The 18,622-nt window shown below is 66.4% G+C and carries 14 protein-coding genes; 10 read left to right on the plus strand and 4 right to left on the minus strand.

Translation table 11 applies throughout. The features are described 5' to 3' along the window. Positions 1 to 426: 426 nt before the first annotated feature. The 3 genes from xdhA (at position 427) to xdhC (ending at position 5,226) form a co-directional block, all read left to right on the plus strand. Complete coding sequence (gene xdhA / locus LMJ29_RS16045) at positions 427 to 1,881, plus strand: xanthine dehydrogenase small subunit (RefSeq protein WP_229606530.1); 1,455 nt, start codon at positions 427 to 429, stop codon at positions 1,879 to 1,881. Next, complete coding sequence (gene xdhB, locus LMJ29_RS16050; RefSeq protein WP_229606531.1) at positions 1,874 to 4,219, plus strand: xanthine dehydrogenase molybdopterin binding subunit; 2,346 nt, start codon at positions 1,874 to 1,876, stop codon at positions 4,217 to 4,219. Before xdhA ends, xdhB begins: the two co-directional genes overlap by 8 nt. Positions 4,220 to 4,401: 182 nt before the next feature. After that, positions 4,402 to 5,226 (plus strand): xanthine dehydrogenase accessory protein XdhC, encoded by an 825-nt coding sequence (gene xdhC, locus LMJ29_RS16055; protein ID WP_229606532.1) that lies wholly within the window; start codon positions 4,402 to 4,404, stop codon positions 5,224 to 5,226. Between the two features lie 3 nt (positions 5,227 to 5,229). Here the strand turns inward: xdhC and LMJ29_RS16060 are convergent, their stop codons facing one another. Next, positions 5,230 to 6,762 (minus strand): Fic family protein, encoded by a 1,533-nt coding sequence (locus tag LMJ29_RS16060; RefSeq protein ID WP_229606533.1) that lies wholly within the window; start codon positions 6,760 to 6,762, stop codon positions 5,230 to 5,232. A 205-nt stretch (positions 6,763 to 6,967) separates the two neighbouring features. On the opposite strand from LMJ29_RS16060, the gene guaD reads away from it, so the two are divergent. Together guaD and epsC are read left to right on the plus strand one after the other, a co-directional pair. After that, positions 6,968 to 8,272: a guanine deaminase gene (guaD, locus tag LMJ29_RS16065; protein WP_229606534.1), complete on the plus strand. Its 1,305-nt coding sequence runs from the start codon at positions 6,968 to 6,970 to the stop codon at positions 8,270 to 8,272. A 300-nt stretch (positions 8,273 to 8,572) separates the two neighbouring features. Then, entirely contained in the window at positions 8,573 to 9,508 is a 936-nt protein-coding gene (gene epsC / locus LMJ29_RS16070; protein ID WP_229606535.1) for a serine O-acetyltransferase EpsC, read from the plus strand. Between the two features lie 76 nt (positions 9,509 to 9,584). On the opposite strand, the gene LMJ29_RS16075 is transcribed toward epsC, so the two are convergent. Together LMJ29_RS16075 and LMJ29_RS16080 are read right to left on the minus strand one after the other, a co-directional pair. Continuing rightward, a complete protein-coding gene (locus LMJ29_RS16075; RefSeq protein WP_229606536.1) occupies positions 9,585 to 10,400 on the minus strand; it encodes a sugar phosphate isomerase/epimerase family protein in 816 nt (271 codons plus the stop codon). 13 nt (positions 10,401 to 10,413) lie between these two features. Further along, a complete protein-coding gene (locus LMJ29_RS16080; RefSeq protein WP_229606537.1) occupies positions 10,414 to 11,472 on the minus strand; it encodes a Gfo/Idh/MocA family protein in 1,059 nt (352 codons plus the stop codon). Positions 11,473 to 11,768: 296 nt separating this feature from the next. Here LMJ29_RS16080 and LMJ29_RS16085 point away from each other — a divergent pair, with 296 nt between their 5' ends. The 5 genes from LMJ29_RS16085 (at position 11,769) to LMJ29_RS16105 (ending at position 17,611) form a co-directional block, all read left to right on the plus strand. Beyond that, complete coding sequence (locus LMJ29_RS16085; protein ID WP_229606538.1) at positions 11,769 to 12,170, plus strand: hypothetical protein; 402 nt, start codon at positions 11,769 to 11,771, stop codon at positions 12,168 to 12,170. A 377-nt stretch (positions 12,171 to 12,547) separates the two neighbouring features. Further along, complete coding sequence (locus tag LMJ29_RS16090) at positions 12,548 to 13,045, plus strand: hypothetical protein (protein WP_229606539.1); 498 nt, start codon at positions 12,548 to 12,550, stop codon at positions 13,043 to 13,045. Positions 13,046 to 13,326: 281 nt separating this feature from the next. Continuing rightward, on the plus strand, positions 13,327 to 15,270 hold the full coding sequence (locus LMJ29_RS16095; protein ID WP_229606540.1) for an aconitate hydratase: 1,944 nt from the start codon (positions 13,327 to 13,329) through the stop codon (positions 15,268 to 15,270). Positions 15,271 to 15,631: 361 nt separating this feature from the next. Further along, entirely contained in the window at positions 15,632 to 16,939 is a 1,308-nt protein-coding gene (locus LMJ29_RS16100; RefSeq protein WP_229606541.1) for an alpha/beta hydrolase family protein, read from the plus strand. Positions 16,940 to 17,125: 186 nt separating this feature from the next. After that, positions 17,126 to 17,611, plus strand: a complete 486-nt coding sequence (locus LMJ29_RS16105) for a hypothetical protein (protein ID WP_229606542.1) — start codon at positions 17,126 to 17,128, stop codon at positions 17,609 to 17,611. Between the two features lie 146 nt (positions 17,612 to 17,757). Here LMJ29_RS16105 and LMJ29_RS16110 read toward each other — a convergent pair whose 3' ends face one another. Continuing rightward, positions 17,758 to 18,534: an IclR family transcriptional regulator gene (locus LMJ29_RS16110; protein ID WP_229606543.1), complete on the minus strand. Its 777-nt coding sequence runs from the start codon at positions 18,532 to 18,534 to the stop codon at positions 17,758 to 17,760. Positions 18,535 to 18,622: the final 88 nt, after the last annotated feature.

Raw genomic sequence — 18,622 nt, forward strand, 5'->3', positions numbered from 1 at the left:
GCTCAAGCGACGACCCTGGTCGGGTCGCAGCTGGCCATGGCTTCCTGTCGAGGCAGGCGGTCGGGCTTATTCCTGCGACTTACTGTGTCGCAATTCCTATTTTCAGAAAATTATTATGGTTTTCCTCCCTATTCAACAAGGACGAAGTGTCGCGGTCTCGGCGCCGGCCCAGCCCGCCGACCCCTGATTCTCGCGGCGCTGGTCGTGGCGGGTGACATCCGACCGTCTCGAAGCCCCGCTGCCATGCCAATGCGCGCGATTCCGGCAGCAGCTGCTCCTTCGCCCGCCAGCAGGCCTGCGATCATTTATCAGGCGCCGCACGCAGCAAATACCTGACAGACAACCAACTTCGAGCGAAAGTAGGGAAAAGGCCCATTCCCGCCGGGACATCCCGCCCGGCCATGACAAGAGCCTGGGGAGGCGTGCTTGATCCAGTTCCTGCTCAACCGCGAGCCGTGCCGCATCGAGCGGCTCGACCCGAACCTCACCGTGCTGCGCTGGCTGCGCGAGCGGCGCGGGCGCACCGGCAGCAAGGAAGGCTGCGCCTCGGGCGACTGCGGCGCCTGCACCGTGGTGGTCGGCGAGCGCCTGGTGGACGAAACCGGCGCCGAGCGCCTGCGCTATCGCGCCATCAACGCCTGCATCGCCCTGCTTTCCAGCCTGCACGGCAAGCAGCTGCTGACCGTCGAGGACCTGCAGCAGGGCGACCACCTGCACTCGGTGCAGCAGGCGATGGTCGACTGCCACGGCTCGCAGTGCGGCTTCTGCACGCCGGGCTTCGTCATGTCGCTGTTCGCCCTGTCCAAAAACGCCGCCGGCTTCGACCGCGAAGAAGCCTGCGCGGCGCTCTCCGGCAATCTGTGCCGCTGCACCGGCTACCGGCCGATCCTCGCCGCCGCCGAGCAGGCGCTCGGCCAGGCGCAGGCGGACTCGTTCGCCGCCCGCGAAACGGAAATCCTCGCCCAGCTCGCGGCCATCGCCGCGCAGGATGCGCCGCAGCTGGACGACGGCGCCGCGCGCTGCCTGCTGCCGCGCGACCTCGCCGAACTGGCCGACCTGTACGCCGCCAACCCGCAGGCGCGGCTGCTGGCCGGCGGCACCGACCTGGCGCTGGAGATCACCCAGCAGCACCGCCGCCTGCCGCTGCTGATCCAGCTCGGCCAGGTCGCGGAGCTGCAGACCATGCGGATCGAAGAGGCCACCCTCGATATCGGCGCAGCGGTGCCGCTGACCGACTGCGCGCCTGTGCTGGCCGCCGACTACCCGGACTTCGGCGCCCTGCTCGCCCGCTTCGCCGCCACGCAGATCCGCAACCAGGCGACGCTGGGCGGCAACCTCGGCAACGCCTCGCCGATCGGCGACGGCGCCCCCCTGCTGCTCGCCCTCGGCGCCAGCCTGCTGCTGCGCCAGGGCGCCCGCCAGCGCCTGCTGCCGCTGGAGGACTTCTTCCTCGACTACCGGGTCACCGCGCTGCAACCCGGCGAGTTCATCGAGCGCATCCTGGTGCCGCGCCCGCAGCCGGGCCACCACTTCCGCGCCTTCAAGGTGACCAAGCGCCTGGACGACGACATCTCCGCGGTGTGCGCCGCCGTCCACCTGCACCTCGACGGCGGCCTGGTACGCGAGGCGCGCATCGCCTTCGGCGGCATGGCGGCCATTCCCAAACGCGCCAGCCAGTGCGAGCAGGCGCTGATCGGTCGTCCGTGGGCCGAAAGCGCCGTGGAGCGCGCCGCGAGCGCGCTGGAGCAGGACTTTTCGCCGCTCGACGACCTGCGCGCCAGCCGCGCCTACCGCCTGCGCGTGGCGCAGAACCTGCTGCGCAAGACCTGGCTCGAACTGAGCCAGCCCGACCTGCCGACCCGGGTGACCGACCATGTCTGACCCCCGCGACTTCAGCCCGCCAGGCGAATTCCGCTCCGCCCTGCAGACCGGCGTCGGCCAGCGCGTGCCGCACGAGAGCGCGACCCGCCACGTCACCGGCGCGGCGCAGTACGTCGACGACCGCCTGGAGTTCCCCAACCAGCTGCACGTCTATGCGCGCCTCGCCGACCGCCCGCACGCACGCATCCTGCGCATCGACACCACGCCCTGCTATTCGGTGCCCGGCGTGGCCATCGTCATCACCAGCGCCGACGTGCCCGGCGAGCTGGACATCGGTCCGGTGCTGCCGGGCGATCCGCTGCTCGCCGAAGGCGTGGTCCAGTACGTGGGCCAGCCGGTACTGGCGGTGGCCGCCGACAGCCTGGACGCGGCGCGCGAGGCGGCCGCCCTGGCGGTCATCGACTACGAGGATCTGGAACCGCTGCTGGACGTCGAGGAGGCCCTGCGCCGCCAGCAGTTCGTCACCCCCAGCCATCGCCAGCAGCGTGGCGACGCCGAGGCGGCGCTGGCCAATGCGCCGCACCGCCTGAGCGGCCGGCTGCGTTGCGGCGGCCAGGAGCACTTCTACCTGGAAACCCAGGTGTGCGCGGTGCTGCCCGGCGAGGACGGCGGCATGCTGGTCTACAGCTCGACGCAGAACCCCACCGAGATCCAGAAACTGGTCGCCGGGGTGCTCGGCGTGGCGATGCACAAGGTCGAGGTCGACACCCGGCGCATGGGCGGCGGCTTCGGCGGCAAGGAGACCCAGGCCGCCGGCCCGGCCTGCCTGTGCGCGGTGATCGCCCGGCTCACCGGCCGACCGACCAAGATGCGCCTGCCGCGCCGCGAAGACATGCTGATGACCGGCAAGCGCCATCCGTTCCTCTACGACTACGACGTCGGCTTCGACGGCGACGGCCGCCTGCACGGCGTCCGCCTCGAACTTGCCGCTGACTGCGGCTACTCGCCGGACCTGTCCAACGCCATCGTCGACCGCGCCATGTTCCACGCCGACAACGCCTACTACCTCGGCGATGCGCATGTCACCGGCCATCGCTGCAGGACCAACCGAGCCTCCAACACCGCCTTTCGCGGCTTCGGCGGCCCGCAAGGGATGCTGATCATCGAGGAGATCATGGAGCGCATCGCCCGCCACCTGGGCCTCGACCCGCTGGCGGTGCGCAAGCGCAACTACTATGGCGGCGACGCGCGCAACGTCACCCACTACCACCAGACCGTCGAGCACAACCTGCTCGCCGAATTGACCGCCGAACTGGAGGCGAGCTGCGAGTACGCCGGGCGCCGCAGCGCGATCCGCGCCTTCAACGCCGCCAGCCCGGTGCTGAAGAAGGGCTTGGCGCTGACCCCGGTGAAGTTCGGCATCAGCTTCACCTCCAGCTTCCTCAACCAGGCCGGCGCGCTGCTGCACGTCTATACCGACGGCAGCCTGCACCTCAACCACGGCGGCACCGAGATGGGCCAGGGTCTCAACACCAAGGTCGCCCAGGTGGTCGCCGAGGTGTTCCAGGTCGAGATCGAGCGCATCCAGATCAGCGCCACCAACACCGCCAAGGTGCCCAACACCTCGCCCACCGCCGCCTCCAGCGGCGCCGACCTCAACGGCAAGGCCGCCCAGGCCGCGGCGCTGACCATCCGCCAGCGCCTGGTGGAGTTCGCCGCAAGGCACTGGCAGGTGCCCGAGGAGGCCATCGAGTTCGCCGCCGGCCGGGTGCGCATCGGCGAGCAGGACATCGGCTTCGCCGAGCTGGCCGAAGCCGCCCACCTGGGCCAGGTGTCGCTGTCGGCCACCGGCTACTACCGCACGCCGAAGATCCACTACGACCGCGAGCAGGCGCGCGGCCGGCCGTTCTACTACTACGCCTTCGGCGTCGCCTGCTCGGAGGTGCTGGTCGACACCCTGACCGGCGAATACCGCCTGCTGCGCGCCGACATCCTCCACGACGTCGGCGCTTCGCTGAACCCGGCCATCGACATTGGTCAGGTCGAGGGCGGTTTCGTGCAGGGCATGGGCTGGCTGACCTGCGAGGAGCTGGTCTGGGACGCCAAGGGCCGCCTGCTCACCGCCGGTCCCTCCACCTACAAGATCCCCACCGCCGGCGACGTGCCGGCCGATTTGCGGGTCAAGCTGGTGGAGCACCGCCGCAACCCGGAGGACACCGTGTTCCACTCCAAGGCGGTCGGCGAGCCGCCGTTCATGCTGGCCATCTCCGTGTGGTGCGCGATCAAGGACGCGGTGGCCAGCGTCGCCGACTACCGCCAGCATGCCGACCTCGACGCACCGGCCACGCCGGAGCGGGTATTGTGGGCGGTGGAGCGGATGAAGAAGCAAAACCCGTAGAGGCAGGCGGGCGCAGAGCACGATGGGGGGCTGCGCCAACCGCACCGCCGGCCGACCTGCAGGGGCGAACTCATTCGCCGGGCGGAGCCGCGTTGGCGAATGAATTCGCCCCTACACGGATGCCATGCGGGCGCAAAACTGTACGAGGGACATTCCTTCGCCAACACACCGGAGACCCAACGATGAACAGCACCTGGATCGACGCCCTCGCCCGTCTGCAGCAACGCGGCGAGCCCTGCGTGCTGGTCACCCTGATCGAGGAGCGCGGCTCCACGCCGCGCAATGCCGGGGCGAAGATGCTGGTCGGCGGCGAACGCGCCTGGGACAGCATCGGCGGCGGCCACCTGGAGTACAAGGCGCTGGAGATCGCCCGCGAGATGCTGGCGAGCGGCGCGCAGGCCCCGCGCCTGGAGCGCTTCACCCTCGGCGCCAGCCTCGGCCAGTGCTGCGGCGGCACCGCCGTGCTGCTGTTCGAACCATTCGGCCGGCCGTTGGCGCAGATCGCCCTGTTCGGCGCCGGCCACGTCGGCCGCGCCCTCGCCCCGCTGCTCGCCGCGCTGCCGTGCCAGGTGCGCTGGATCGATGCGCGGGAAGAGGAATTCCCCGCCGAGATTCCGTCCGGGGTGGCGAAGGTGGTCAACGACGAGCCGGTCGAGGAAGTCGAGCGCATGCCGCCCGGCAGCCACTTCATCGTCATGACCCACGACCACCGCCTCGACCTGGAGCTGAGCGAAGCCATCCTGCGCCGCGGCGACTTCGCCTACTTCGGCCTGATCGGCTCGCGATCCAAGCGCGCGCGCTTCGAGCACCGCCTGCGCGAGCGCGGCATCGCCGGGCTCGAACGGATGCGCTGCCCCATCGGTCTGGCCGAGGTGCAGGGCAAGCTGCCGATGGAGATCGCCATCGCCGTGGCCGGCGAGGTGATCGCCAGCTATGGCGCCGACTTGCAGGAGCGGAATGCGCAGACACTGCTGAGCGAAACGGCAATCGATGCCAGCACCGCCTAGGCCTCAGATGGCAGTATCGGCTGCCGAACGGATCGCCTCGACCACTTTCGCCGCCAGCGCCTCGTCTTCGAGCGGAGGGAACTCCTTGCGCAGCTTGCCGGAGATGTTTCCTCCGCTTTCCCGCACCGAACGAATGATCCGGTCGATATCGCTGTCCGGACCTTCGATCACCTGTTTAACCCGCTCCCGGGTCGCGCGCAGGCTGCGCAGATACCTCGCCTCCTTGCGCATTTCCTGCTCGATCGTCAACTGCACGACATCCGCCAGGTATTCGACGTGATCGGTCATATCGGGGTAGCGCCAGGCCGGCAAGGCGTCCTCATAGGCGTCGAATTGCAGGTTATAGCGCACGCCATCCTCAGCCAGCTGTTCGCGGCCGAAACGCCAGGCATCGGCATACTTGCGCAGCAAGGGGCGCGAGAACAGCTCGAGAACATGATCGTAACCGCGGCGATTGATTACCGTGCTGGTGATGGTGGCCGAGATCGGAAGGATGAACGGCTCCGGTATCGCCCGGTCACGCCGCAGCACGTCATTGACAAGAAAGCGTGAAATTCGCCCATTCCCATCGGCCATCGGATGGATGTAAACGAAGCCGAACGACACGACCGCGGCACGAACCAAGGCGGGGGCTCCGACGGTTCGCTCGGCGAAAGCCGAGAGCCCGCACAGCAATCCCGGCACCTGGTTCCAGTGTGGCGCTATGTAATGGACTACCTCGGCGAAACCATCGACCTCGCCAACAAATACCGGCGAGCGCCTCATGCCATAACGCGTCGCCCGAGGGCCAAGGATCTGCCGCTGCAGTTCGCCCAGAGTCTCGGCCGCCAAAGGCTCCTCGTACTGGCCGCAGTAACGCTCCATGACCGCGGCGAATCGCTTCACCCTGTCGTCGTACTGCTCTTCATGCTCGATGGCGAAGCTGGCCCGGCTTTCCTTGATGGTGAGCCACACAGAGCTGCGCCAGAGAATGTCAGCGCCGAATTCGCTTTCCAGATCGGCCAGTTGGCGCGCGCAATCATATTGTTCGGCCTCGCGCACCCGTTCGGAGCGCAAGACCAGCGGACAATAACCCCGCGTGCCCGGCAAGTTGTCCCGTACCCGCCAGCGTGGATTGTTGATCGGCTCCTGCGCCACGAGGTAGCGCTCTTCATCCAGAGCGGCGACATAATTGCCGGCGGTCACACCGGCGAAGGCCAGCACACGTCCGGTGAGGAACTCGTAAAAGAAGCCCACGCGACGCGCGTACTGGCCTGTCGGTTCGGCGGCAATCCAGGTTTCCAGTTCATCCTGCGGCACAACCTCGAATAAGCGCGCCAGAAACTCCAAGTGAACACCTTCATGCTTCAGCGCGAAAGTCAGGTGGCCCGCCAAGGTTGGCGCAGGCCGCACGGCAGGGGTGTAATACTGGTGAACGTAACCATCGGCCCGCACAGTGGAGCGCGACTTGGCGATGGCACTGTCTGTACGGAATGCCTGGACCGGCGATATGCCGTAATGACCTGCCAACCATCGGTAACCGATCCAGTCCGCCACTTGTCCTTACCTCACCGTGCAAATTTGATTAATCGATCAAAAATTCAATTACAAATCACATTAAGGAAAAAATAACGATTAAATCAAGCATGATCCGAACCGCTGGGCGACCCGCCCTGACGCTATCGTCAGGGCACGAGAGCACGTCGTGGCCATCACTTATCTAGGAAAAGCCAATTCTGCCAGCCGACAGGGAGAACGCCATATGAGCCAGGTTATGAAAGCCTACCGCGCCGCCCTGCTCCACTGCCTGGCCGATCCGCGCGAGGTCGGCAACGATGCCTCGTACCAGTACTTCGCCGACGGCCTGCTGGTCGTCGAGAACGGCAAGGTGGCGCGGATCGGCAACGCCGCCGAATTGCTGCCCCAGCTGCCAGCCGGCGTGGCGGTGAGCGAGTACCCGGACGCGCTGATCGTCCCCGGCTTCGTCGACACCCATATCCACTTCCCGCAGGTCGGCGTGATCGCCTCCTACGGCGCCCAATTGCTCGACTGGCTGCAGACCTACACCTTCCCCGCCGAGGCGCGCTTCGCCGATCCTACGCACGCCCGCGAGCAGGCCGCGTTTTTCCTCGGCGAGCTGCTGCGCAACGGCACCACTACCGCGCTGGTGTTCTGCACCGTGCATCCGCAGTCGGTGGACGCCTTCTTCACCGAAGCCGAGCGGCGCGGCCTGCGCATGATCGCCGGCAAGGTGCTGATGGACCGCAACGCGCCCGAAGAGCTCACCGACAGCGCCGCCTCCGGCTACGACGAGAGCAAGACGCTGATCGAGCGCTGGCACGGCAAGGGCCGCCTGCACTACGCGGTGACGCCGCGCTTCGCCGCCACCAGCACGCCGGAACAACTGGACCTGGCCGCGCGGTTGCTGCGCGAGTATCCGGGGCTCTACCTGCACACCCACCTGGCCGAGAACCTTGCGGAGATCGAGTGGGTACGGGAGCTGTTCCCCGCGCGCAGCGGCTACCTGGACGTCTACGACCACCATGGTCTGCTCGGCGCGCGCGCGGTGTTCGCCCACGCCATCCACCTGTGCGACGCCGAGTGCCGGCGCCTGGGCGAGAGCGGCTCGGCGGTGGCCTTCTGCCCGACCTCCAACCTGTTCCTCGGCAGCGGCCTGTTCGACCTGGCGAAACTGGAAGGCCATGGCGTGCGCGTCGGCCTGGGCAGCGACATCGGCGCCGGCACCAGCTTTTCGCCACTTGCGACCCTCAACGAGGCCTACAAGGTGCTGCAGCTGCAGGGCCAGAAGCTGGACCCGTTCAAGGCGCTGTACCTGGCCACCCTCGGCGGCGCCCGCGCGCTCTATCTGGACGAGCACATCGGCAACCTGCAGCCGGGCAAGGATGCCGACTTCGTGGTCCTCGACCTGCGCGCCACGCCGCTGCTCGCACACCGCCTGGCGCAGACCAACAGCCTGCTGGAAACCCTGTTCGCCCTGATGATCCTCGGCGACGACCGCGCCGTGCGCGAAACCTTCGCCGCCGGGGTTTCGGTGCATCGGCGCTGACGCGGGCCGGAAATCGAGGACCACCGCCTCCTCCCAGCGCACCCGAAGGTCGCCAAACTCCCCAGCTTCGCCTGTCGGACGCGACGGGCCTGTCCACCCCAGACGCAGAAGAATCCCTTACGCAACAGTCCAGTCCACCGAGTAACGCCAACCGTCCGTCAGCGGTTGCAACGTCGATACAGCGCGGGCAGCGACTGACAACTTTCTGACCTACCCTCATAACAGGACAGCATCAAGGAGAGGGAGTGTCACACGGCTCCCCGCCCGCGCGGGAGCAAGCCCCATTTCCGGAGAAAGATAATGCTCGATCAGCATCTCAAGCTGGCCGTACTGCATCAGAACGGTTGGCAGTTGGAAAGTATCGTCGCCCGGCTGCGCGGCGCACGCAGTGAATGGATGGCCCGGCATGGTCGCACCTGCGAGCCGGACGCGCGCGAACAGCCATCCTGCAAGGCCATGGGCGAAGTGGTCGAGGCGCTGTCCAGTGCCATGTTCCCCATGCTCCTCGGCCCTGCCGACCTGCGTCTGGAGAGCGAGGACTACTACGTCGGGCATACCCTGGATGCCGCCCTCAATGTCCTGCTGCAGCAGATCTGCCTGGAACTCGGCCATGGCCTGCGGCCCAGCGCGGACATCGAGCGCCAGGCCCGCAATATCGTGCAGGACTTCGCCCTCACCCTGCCCCAGCTGCGCCAGCTGCTCGACGACGACGTGATGGCCGCCTTCAGCGGCGACCCGGCGGCGCGCAGCGTCGACGAGGTGCTGCTGTGCTACCCCGGCATCACCGCCATCATCCACCATCGCATCGCCCATCATCTCTACAAGGTCGGGCTGCCGCTGCTGGCGCGGATCACGTCCGAGCTGGCGCATTCGGCTACCGGCATCGACATCCACCCCGGCGCGCAGATCGGCGCGAGCTTCTTCATCGACCACGGCACCGGCGTGGTGATCGGCGAGACGGCGGTGATCGGCAACCGCGTGCGCATCTACCAGGCGGTGACCCTCGGCGCCAAGCGCTTCGAGTCCGACGAGGAAGGCCATCTGGTCAAGGGCCAGCCGCGCCACCCCATCGTCGAGGACGACGTGGTGATCTACGCCGGTGCCACCATCCTCGGGCGCATCACCATCGGCGCGGGCTCCAGCATTGGCGGCAACGTCTGGCTGACCCACAGTGTGCCGCCGGGCAGCAACATCACCCAGGCGAACGCGCAGACCCGGATGAACAGTCCGAGTTAGTCGGTTGTTGAAACCTTGCGCAGGCAGTCGAAGCCGTCCGTCTGGCGGGCGGCTTCGGACTGTCGTGCCGCTGCGCTCAGAGCTGAGCCAGCAGCGTGCGCGCCTTGTCGATGGCGATCTGCGCGCGCTCCAGGCCGCCGACGCCCTGCTCGTAGAGCTGGCGGGTGGGGATTTCCAGGCTCAGCGGCAGATCGACCGGCAGCGCGCGCAACAAGCCCAGCAGATCGCAATCGCCATCGCCCGGGAAACGCCGTTCGTTGCGCGCCTGACGGAGGATCTCGGCCATGTCCTCAGGCACCGGGCCGGCCACGTCGCACAGCTGGGCGTAGTGGATGCGCGCGGGATCGAGCCGCGCCAGGTCCTCCAGACGCGAGCCGGAGCGGTTGAAGTGGAAGGCGTCGACCAGCACGCAGCCATTGCTGCGCCCGGCGTTGTCGACGATGCGCATGGCCTGCACCAGGTCCCTGGCGTCGGTCCAGGGCATGAACTCCAGGTGCGGATAGAGGCCGAAGCCGGCGGCGAGGTCGCAGAAGGCGGCGAAATTGTCGGTCAGCCGCGCCTCGTCGGGATCGTTGCCGGCCACCAGCACCGTGCTGGCGCCCAGTTCGGCGCCGACGGCGAGCACCGGCTCGAAGTCGGCGACCACGGTCTCGGGCTTGAGACGCAGGATCTCGATATCGAACACCTTGACGCCCGTATCGCGCAGGCGCGCCTGGGTCTGTCGCAGCAGGCCGGCGTCGGCCACCAGCGGGAAGTGGTGCTCCTCGGCGGTGGCCGGTACCAGGCGCAGGCCGACATGGCTGTAGCCGGCACGGGCGGCCACTTCCACCATATCGGGCGGCGACAGCTCGAGCACGGTCAGGGCGGCGAGGGACAGGTTGCGTTCGCTCATGGCGGTCTTCTTCCTATTCGGCGGAAATCGGTTCGGGGGCACAGGCGCGGCCGGTCTCGGCGGCGCGATGGATGGCGTCGATCAGCGCCAGGGTGTTGCCGGCATCGGCGGCGCTCACCAGCGGCGCCTGCTCGCGGCGGGCGACGCGGACGAAGTGTTCGAGCTGGCGGCGCAGCGCCTCGGCGGACTGGAAACTTTCCTGGCTGCTCAGCAGCGGCTGGTGCCAGCCGGCCCCGGGCTCGGCGTAGTGCCAGCGCTTGAGCTGCGGGATGCTCAGCGCCCCGCGCGTACCGGCCAGCAAGTAGCACGGCTGATCGGGCTGGCGCGGATAGATCGGGTTCTCGCCGGAGTCCAGCTCCCAGCTCCAGGGCGCGGCCACCGCGTCCGAACCGGTCAGGGTGCCGAGCGCGCCGCTCTCGAAACGCAGCAGCACCGCTGCGCTGTCCTCGTTGGCGAAGCCGCGCACGCCGTTGCTGGTCAGCGCCTGCACCTCGGTTACCTCGCCGCACAGATGGCGCAGCAGGTCGAGGTCGTGGATCAGGTTGGTCAGCAGCATCCCGGCACCCGGTTCGCGGCGCCAGGGAATGTCGAAGTAGCTGTCCGGCTTCTGCAGCTGCCACAGCGCGGTGACCGTGGTCAGGCGGCCCAGGCAGCCCTCGCCGATCAGCTCGCGGGCGCGGGCGATCAGCGGATTGTGGCGACGGTGGTGACCGACCAGCACCGGCACCCCGCTGCCAGCCGATGCGGCGACCAGCTCGCGTACCTCGTCGAGATGCACGCCGACCGGCTTCTCCAGCAGCACCGGTACGCCGGCGGCGATGCAGTCCAGCGCGGTGGCGACGTGCAGGGCGTTGGGGTTGGCGACGATGACCGCCTGCGGGCGCGCCTCGTCGAGCATCCGCCGGTGGTCGGCGAAGTACGGCACGCCGCATTCGCCGGCGAAGGCCGCGGCCTGCGGGCCGGGGTCGGCGACGGCGCACAGCCGCGCCTCGGGCAGGTCCTTGAGGTGCTGATAGTGCTGGCGTCCCATGACGCCGGCGCCGATCAGGGCGATTTGCAGTGGCTCGGCCAAGGCAGGTTCCTCTTGTTGTTGTGAGCGGCCCCCGGTCGCGTTGCCGTTGTCGACATCGCCTGCCGAGTGCCGTGGCGTTATTTAGAACCTTGTTCCATTTTCCATCAAGACGCGCCGACACAAAGTCCGTGCGATCAGCGAACAGTGGTCGCCACGGGCGCAGACGCCGCGGGGGGAGCATGCGGGCGGTTGGGCGCGCGATTAAGGAGGCGGCGCGATGACTCCCGACTGGGCGACTCGCTCGACGCCCACCAGCCCATGGGCAACGGCCGGCGCCGGCCGCTATGATCGGAGGCATGACCATGCCCTTCCCGATCCGCCAGCCCTGCCCGCCCGGCGCCTGCATCTGCGGGCGCGAACGGCTGCTGGACGATCCGGCCGCCGACCTGCGCGTCCTGCGCCTGACCCGCGAGGAGGAAAAACGCTTGCTCGAGCGCCTGGAAAATATCCAGAGCCTCGACGACCTCGAGCACATGCAGCGGCGGCTCTACGAGCAACTGGGAATCCGCGTTCACGTCGCCCCCGGCTTCAACGAAGTGCGCACCATGCGCGGCATCGCCATCCAGCTCGACGACCAGCTCGGCCTGTGCCGCAAGACCCGCCAGTCGATTCCGGCGGCGATCCGCCGCGGCCTGGAAAAACGTCCGGAGATCGCCTGGCGCCTGCTCGACGCGCACGACTTGTTGCGCGATGCCTGAGCGGGCGATTGGAGGGCTGGGCGCCGTTATGCGCCATCCATGGGGTAAGCCGCTCCGCCTCCTCGAAACTCCGGCGTCGCGCCTATAAGGGATTGCCGCGACTGAGAGCACGGACGTATTGCGATTCGTGCCATTTTTCACCACCGATATTTCCGAAGCGATTAACTCATTTCCATTTAGCGTTACTCCTCTATTTCAACCCCCGGGTTTAATTTCGCCAGACAAGTTGAATATCGCGATTTCAGATCTGCTCTATTTCGGATACGTCTTGCACTTTCCTGTACACCAAAACGACTGATGCTAGGGTAAATGTGCATGCCCACGCTCGTCCGCCGGGCAATGCAGTAGTTACATACACCCATGCAAGAGCAACAACAATGGAAACTCAAACCCAACCTTCGGTCGATCAAATCGCCGCGCAGATTTGCAAACAAAGAAACGCCGAGATCCTCGAACACAAGCGCATGTTCGCCGAAAAGTATCCGGGCACCGTCGATCCAGCGGGACTTGTGGAGGCAACGACCGAATATGAGATCAAAACCTATCGCTTCGATTACTGGGCAGCGTTCTATATCAGAATCGAATGCTACCTGACCTATGCAAGCGGCGAGATAATGCAATTCCACGGCTCTGGCGGCGGTAGCGCTCCAGGCACCGGCATCTTCGCCGGAGCGGCTCCCAACACCACCTTCAGCCTGTCCCCCCAAGAACTGCTCGGTGACTGCAGCTGGCACCTAATGCCGGTAACCGTAGGCGCATCGCTCCACTTCTGGCGCGGCTCGACTTCGATTGGCACCCTTGTCGGCGCCGGTATAGGCATAGGGCCACCGCTCATCAGCCAGTTCGGCGGGTCGGGCACCTGGAGCAAGGGCTGATCTTGATGCTCAGGTCGACCACTGAAACGCGGTTTACCTGGAAACTTGGGAATATCCTCCCCCACGACACTTCCTGCCAGCCTTGCAACTGGCAGGGTGTCGCTATTGACCGCCACGCACTTGCATGGTCGAGCCGCGGCACTCCACAGGCGCTAGTCGATAAGCACTCCTACATCCGTATTGGATAGGCCGGATTGATCTAGGCGCGGCCATTTACGGGACTGCCGCACGGGGATTTCATTAAGGGGAATATCGCGTGCCTTCTCCTTCAGGAGCGCCCCATGCCGCAGAACGTCACCCAGAAATTGATCGCCTCGCATCTCGTCGAAGGAACGATGGTCGTGGATGAAGCGATCGCCCTGAAGATCGACCAGACCCTCACCCAGGACGCCACCGGCACCATGGTGATGCTCGAACTCGAGGCGATGGGGCTCGACCGCGCCAGGACCGAAGTCTCGGTGCAGTACGTGGACCACAACCTGCTGCAGACCGACTTCAAGAACGCCGACGACCACCTCTTCCTGCAGAGCGCCTGTCGGCGCTTCGGCATCTGGTACAGCCGGCCGGGCAACGGGGTGAGCCATCCGGTGCACATGGAACACTTCGGCCGGCCGGGTCGCACGCTGCTCGGCTCGGACAGCCACACCTGCGCGGCGGGCTCGATGGGCATGCTCGCCATCGGCGCGGGCGGGCTGGAGGTGGCGCTGGCGATCGCCGGCGAGCCTTTCCACGTCAGGATGCCGCGCATCGTCGGCGTCCACCTGACCGGCCGCCTGCCCGACTGGGTGAGCGCCAAGGACGTCATCCTGGAGATGCTGCGCCGCTTCGACGTCAGCGGCGGCGTGGACAAGATCTTCGAATACCACGGCGACGGCCTGCAGGGCCTGAGCGCCATGGACCGCCACGTCATCGCCAACATGGGCGCGGAGCTGGGCGCGACCACCAGCGTTTTCCCGTCCGATGGTGCGGTGAAGGAATTTCTCGTCTCGCGCGGCCGCGGCGAGGCGTGGGTCGAGCTGGTCGCCGACCCGGGGGCCAGCTACGACGAGGAGGTCGAGATCGACCTCGCCAGCCTGGTGCCGCTGATCGCCTGCCCCAGCAGCCCCGGCAACGTCGTGCCGGTCAGCGAGGTGGCCGGTCTGCCGGTCCACCAGTGCGTGATCGGCTCCTCGGCCAACCCGGGACTGCGCGACTTCGCCATCGTGGCGATGATGCTCGAACAGCGCGGCGTCCACGCGGACGTCTCCCTCGACGTCAACCCCACCTCGCGGCAGATCCTGGAAAACCTCTCCGCGCTGGGCTACCTGGGCACCCTCATCCACCGCGGCGCGCGTATCCACCAGGCGGGCTGCGGCGGCTGCATCGGCATGGGCGAGGCGCCGGCGACGGAAAGCATCAGCCTGCGCACCATGCCGCGCAACTTCCCCGGCCGCTCGGGCACCCAGGAGGACAAGGTCTACCTGTGCAGCCCCGAGACTGCCGCCGCCGCGGCGATCACCGGGGTCATCACCGACCCGCGCAGCCTCGATTTCGCCTATCCGCGCTTCCAGGAGCCCGAGCACTACATCCTCAACACGGAGGCCCTCGCCCCGCCGGCCGAAGACGGCCGGCTGGTCGCGCTGATCAAGGGGCCCAACATCGCCTCGCTGCCCGAGCTCGACCCGCTGCCCGAGACCCTCGCCGGGCCGGTGCTGATCAAGACCGGCGACAACGTCTCCACCGACGAGATCATGCCGGCGGGCGCCAAGGTACTGCCCCTGCGCAGCAACATCCCGGCGATCGCCAGGTTCACCTTCCACCAACTCGACGAGGACTACTACGACCGGGCGATGATGCGCCATGGCGCGCCCTCGTTCATCGTCGGCGGGCTCAACTATGGCCAGGGCTCCAGCCGCGAACACGCCGCCCTCGCGCCTCGCTACCTGGGCGTACGCGCGGTGCTGGCGAAGAGCTTCGCGCGCATTCACTGGCAGAACCTGTGCAACTTCGGAATCGTACCACTGACCTTCGAACAGGACGCCGACTACGACGCGATCCAGTGCGGCGACCAACTCACGATGCCGAAGATCAACGAGGAAATCCGCAGCGGCGACTGCCTCGTCACCGTGTGCAACAGCACGCAGGGCACCACCTTCACCATGCGCCACGCCATGACGGCGCGGCAGGTGCGGATGATCATCGAGGGCAGCATCCTCAAGATGAGTCGGGCCGAGCGCAGGGAGTAGCCGGCGCTGCGCTGCCCTGGGCTCTGCAGGGCGGCGGCTCCCTCACGGCAAACGGTCACGACGCGGTAGCGGACGGAATTCGCCTGGTCCCTGGCCAGGCCGAATCCGTCGCACGTTGCGCCCCGACGAACCGGCCCGGATGGTCAAGCCTGCACCTTGCGGCCAGCTCCTATACTTGCCGCAGACCGCCCGCCGAGGGACTTGTCGTCATGGTGCAGAGCAGCCCGATTCCCCCACCCGCGAGGCGCATTCCAGAACGGCGACCGGGCGGAAAACGCGACCTGCCCATAACGCCTGCCGCTGCGCCGCCCGCACGGGCGAAATACTCCGATCCCCTCCCACTCGCTCGGGTCCACCGCCAATGAGCACGCCTAAACTGCTGGCCGGAATTTGTCTGGGCCTGTTGCTGCTCCTGGCCTTCGCGGTGCTGTCGTATATGCCACCCACCAACCCCGGGCAGATCCTCTATCGAACCGCCGCCACGCAAAATTACGCCGTCAAATCCGGCAACCTTCCATCGAGCGATGCCGCCCCGTACAGCTACTCTCTTTCCTTCGTCGAGTTGAATGACGATGGTCTTTTTGTCGAACCCGCACAGGTCGAGCGTTTGCTGGCCGACCTGAAAGCCAGGACGGGCCAGAGTGACACGACGATACTTCTGTATGTCCATGGCTGGAATCACAACGCCAGCACCAACGACTCCAACGTCGCGTGCTTCGAAGAGCTGCTCAAGGCGACGGCGATCATGCAGTCGACCTATCTATCAACCAACAGAACCACTCCAAGAGCGGTTTACGGGATATATGTGGGATGGCCGGGAGTCGTATACGAAAACGAAAAGCTCAATAAGGCGCTGACCTTTTTCGGCCGCCAATCCGCGGCAGACCGCGTGGGCGAGCGAGGTGCTCTTCTGGAGCTGTTCAGCAGGATAGGAGCGCTGCGCGATCGCCAGGCGCCGGCGAAAACCAAGTTCGTGATCATCTCCCACAGTCTGGGCGCGCGGCTGACCTACAAGGTGCTCAGGCCGATCATGCAACACTCGGTCTACGCGGCCGACAGCGGCAAGAGCGCATTCGTCGCGGACGTCGCCGTCATGGTCAATCCTGCCCTGTCCGCCGACGAGCACACCGCCCTCGCGGCGTTGATCAAGGGCCAGGCCGAGCAAGAAGCTGGCGAAGCGCACCCCAGGTTCATCATCGCCACGTCGGAAAAAGACGAGGTGCTGGGCGGAATATTTCCGCTATCCCAACAGCTGCACAGTTTCGTGCGCGGCGACTACGCGCTGGCAGACCAACGCAGGACGCTGCCGCTCGGGCTATTCGACGAATACGTCACGCACTCCCTCACCCTCGAAGGAAAATACGAAAACTCGGCCGGCAGGAATGGCTGCCCTACGCTCAGCCACGACGAACTCGAAATCGCCAAAGGCAAGCGCCGCGTGCAGGACTCTGCCGAGTTGTACGACTACCGGTCGATAAAGCACTACGACGCGCAAGGCAAGGAAACCTATCGCACCGTCCTGAGCGACACGGCCAACGCCTCGAAGGGTCCGATCATGGTGGTCAAGGTCGCGGGCGACATCATCCCCAACCACAACGACATCTTCACCTCGCCATTCGTTGACTTCGTTTCGCGCGCGATAAACGCGGGGTTGTATCGGTCCCGATAAAGGGATCTTCGGCTGCGGCTAGGATCAGGCCCCGGTCGCGGCCCATGTCCGGGTCGTATCGCAGGCCACCGCGGGCGCCCTGCGAAGCGAACTGAAGTGTACGGGCGCAGCGTCGTTGTCTTTTCTTTTCACCCCACGCTACCCTCGCCCATTGTTGAACAAGCGTACGCATAGGGATTTGCAGGAATGAAGCGCGCACTCAAGTACCTACTCCTTGCTGTACCTCTGACCGCCGCCGGACTTTTCTTCCACCTGGTCGGTGGCGCCACGATCGTACAAGAATACTTTTGGCATGACGCACCCGAAGAGCTTGGATTCTCGTTCGACTTTTGCTCGCGAGGCACGAACGAGCACCCTGGCGTCAGAGAAATCGTCTGGAATAAAGACACCGCCATAATCAACACGGTTCTCGCGCCAAACTGCGGAACAACCTGGCTGTTTGGCAACTACAAGGTCGAAGGTGGCAACAAGCTTATACTCGGCTACAAAAGCATTGTTCCATCCCTCACCGCCTGCAACTGTAATTACCGGGCCATTTATCGAGTTGAGGGTCTTGAAAGGAAGGAATATGAAGTCGAGATCCGGGAGTATGCCTTCATCAACAAAACTCCCTGGCTGATGCGGGTCATGATGGAAATGGACCCTGGCATCGTCGAGATCGAGGAGTTCTGAGTACTATCCGGCCATTTGATCGACTTCATGATCGGGCTCGGATCACCCAGCCCGCCGTCAGGCGGAACGTGCAAAAGATTACGAAAGCGCAGTGCGTGGCACCCCCAGCCGTCCGGCGGTGACGTGCCACGCGGATCATTCACCCCTCAGGAAAACAGCTCCGACGCCTGGCTGGCCTGCGACAGTTCTTCGCTGGCTTCCAGCAACCGCGGGGCGAGCTGGTGCATGCGCGCCTCGCCCAGGCGGGCGCTGGGGCCGGCGAGGCTGAGTACGCCGATGGGGTGCTGGGTGCGCGGGTGGCGGACGATGGCGGCCATGGCGGCCATGCCCACCGCCGAGCTTTCCAGCACCCACGCGTAGCCGTGCGCGCGCGCCAGCTGCAGGCGCTCGAGCAGCGCGGCCTCGCTGCGCGGGGCGTTTGGGCCGAGTTCGGCGGGGTCGACCGGCGCCTGCCGCGCCACCTTCGCCAGCGCCTCGGTGTCGCTCATGCTGGCCAGCCAGGCGTGGCCGGAGGCGGTCGAGGACAGCGGCGCGTCGCGGCCCATGTCCGGGTCGTAGCGCAGGCCGCCGCGCGCGCCCTGCGACTTGGCGATCCAGGTCAGCCGCTCGCCGTCGATCACCCCCAGGCGCACCAGCTCGCCGGTCTCTTCGGCCAGGCGGTCGAGGATCGGCTGCACCACGTCGGCGCCGCTGTTGGCCAGGTAGCGGAAGCCCAGCGCCACCAGCTTGGTGGACAGCTGGTAGCGGCTGGTCTGCGGGTCCTGGCGCACGTAACCGAGGCGGATCAGCTCGGCGAGCATGCGGTGGGTGGCGCTCTTGGGGATGTGCAGCTGGTCGGCCAGCGTCTGCATGGGCATGCCGCCCGGATCGGCGGTCAGGCTCTCCAGAAGACTCAGCGCGCGTTCGATTTGACTGCCTGCCATGTTCGGTATCCCTGCGTTAGATGCCGCGATTCTAAAAGAGCCGCCACCGCGGCGAAAACCGCACCGGCGCACGACGGCGTTTCCCCGC

It is taken from the genome of Pseudomonas oryzagri (assembly GCF_020831405.1).
Classification (GTDB): Bacteria; Pseudomonadota; Gammaproteobacteria; order Pseudomonadales; family Pseudomonadaceae; genus Geopseudomonas; species Geopseudomonas oryzagri.

Excerpts from the sequence above, each read along its gene's own strand:
- LMJ29_RS16075 (WP_229606536.1), bottom strand. The coding sequence starts at position 10,400 with ATGAGCGAACGCAACCTGTCCCTCGCCGCCCTGACCGTGCTCGAGCTG.
- LMJ29_RS16095 (WP_229606540.1), top strand. The coding sequence starts at position 13,327 with ATGCCGCAGAACGTCACCCAGAAATTGATCGCCTCGCATCTCGTCGAA.
- LMJ29_RS16100 (WP_229606541.1), top strand. The coding sequence starts at position 15,632 with ATGAGCACGCCTAAACTGCTGGCCGGAATTTGTCTGGGCCTGTTGCTG.
- LMJ29_RS16085 (WP_229606538.1), top strand. The coding sequence starts at position 11,769 with ATGACCATGCCCTTCCCGATCCGCCAGCCCTGCCCGCCCGGCGCCTGC.
- LMJ29_RS16090 (WP_229606539.1), top strand. The coding sequence starts at position 12,548 with ATGGAAACTCAAACCCAACCTTCGGTCGATCAAATCGCCGCGCAGATT.
- xdhC (WP_229606532.1), top strand. The coding sequence starts at position 4,402 with ATGAACAGCACCTGGATCGACGCCCTCGCCCGTCTGCAGCAACGCGGC.
- guaD (WP_229606534.1), top strand. The coding sequence starts at position 6,968 with ATGAGCCAGGTTATGAAAGCCTACCGCGCCGCCCTGCTCCACTGCCTG.
- epsC (WP_229606535.1), top strand. The coding sequence starts at position 8,573 with ATGCTCGATCAGCATCTCAAGCTGGCCGTACTGCATCAGAACGGTTGG.
- xdhB (WP_229606531.1), top strand. The coding sequence starts at position 1,874 with ATGTCTGACCCCCGCGACTTCAGCCCGCCAGGCGAATTCCGCTCCGCC.
- LMJ29_RS16105 (WP_229606542.1), top strand. The coding sequence starts at position 17,126 with ATGAAGCGCGCACTCAAGTACCTACTCCTTGCTGTACCTCTGACCGCC.
- LMJ29_RS16110 (WP_229606543.1), bottom strand. The coding sequence starts at position 18,534 with ATGGCAGGCAGTCAAATCGAACGCGCGCTGAGTCTTCTGGAGAGCCTG.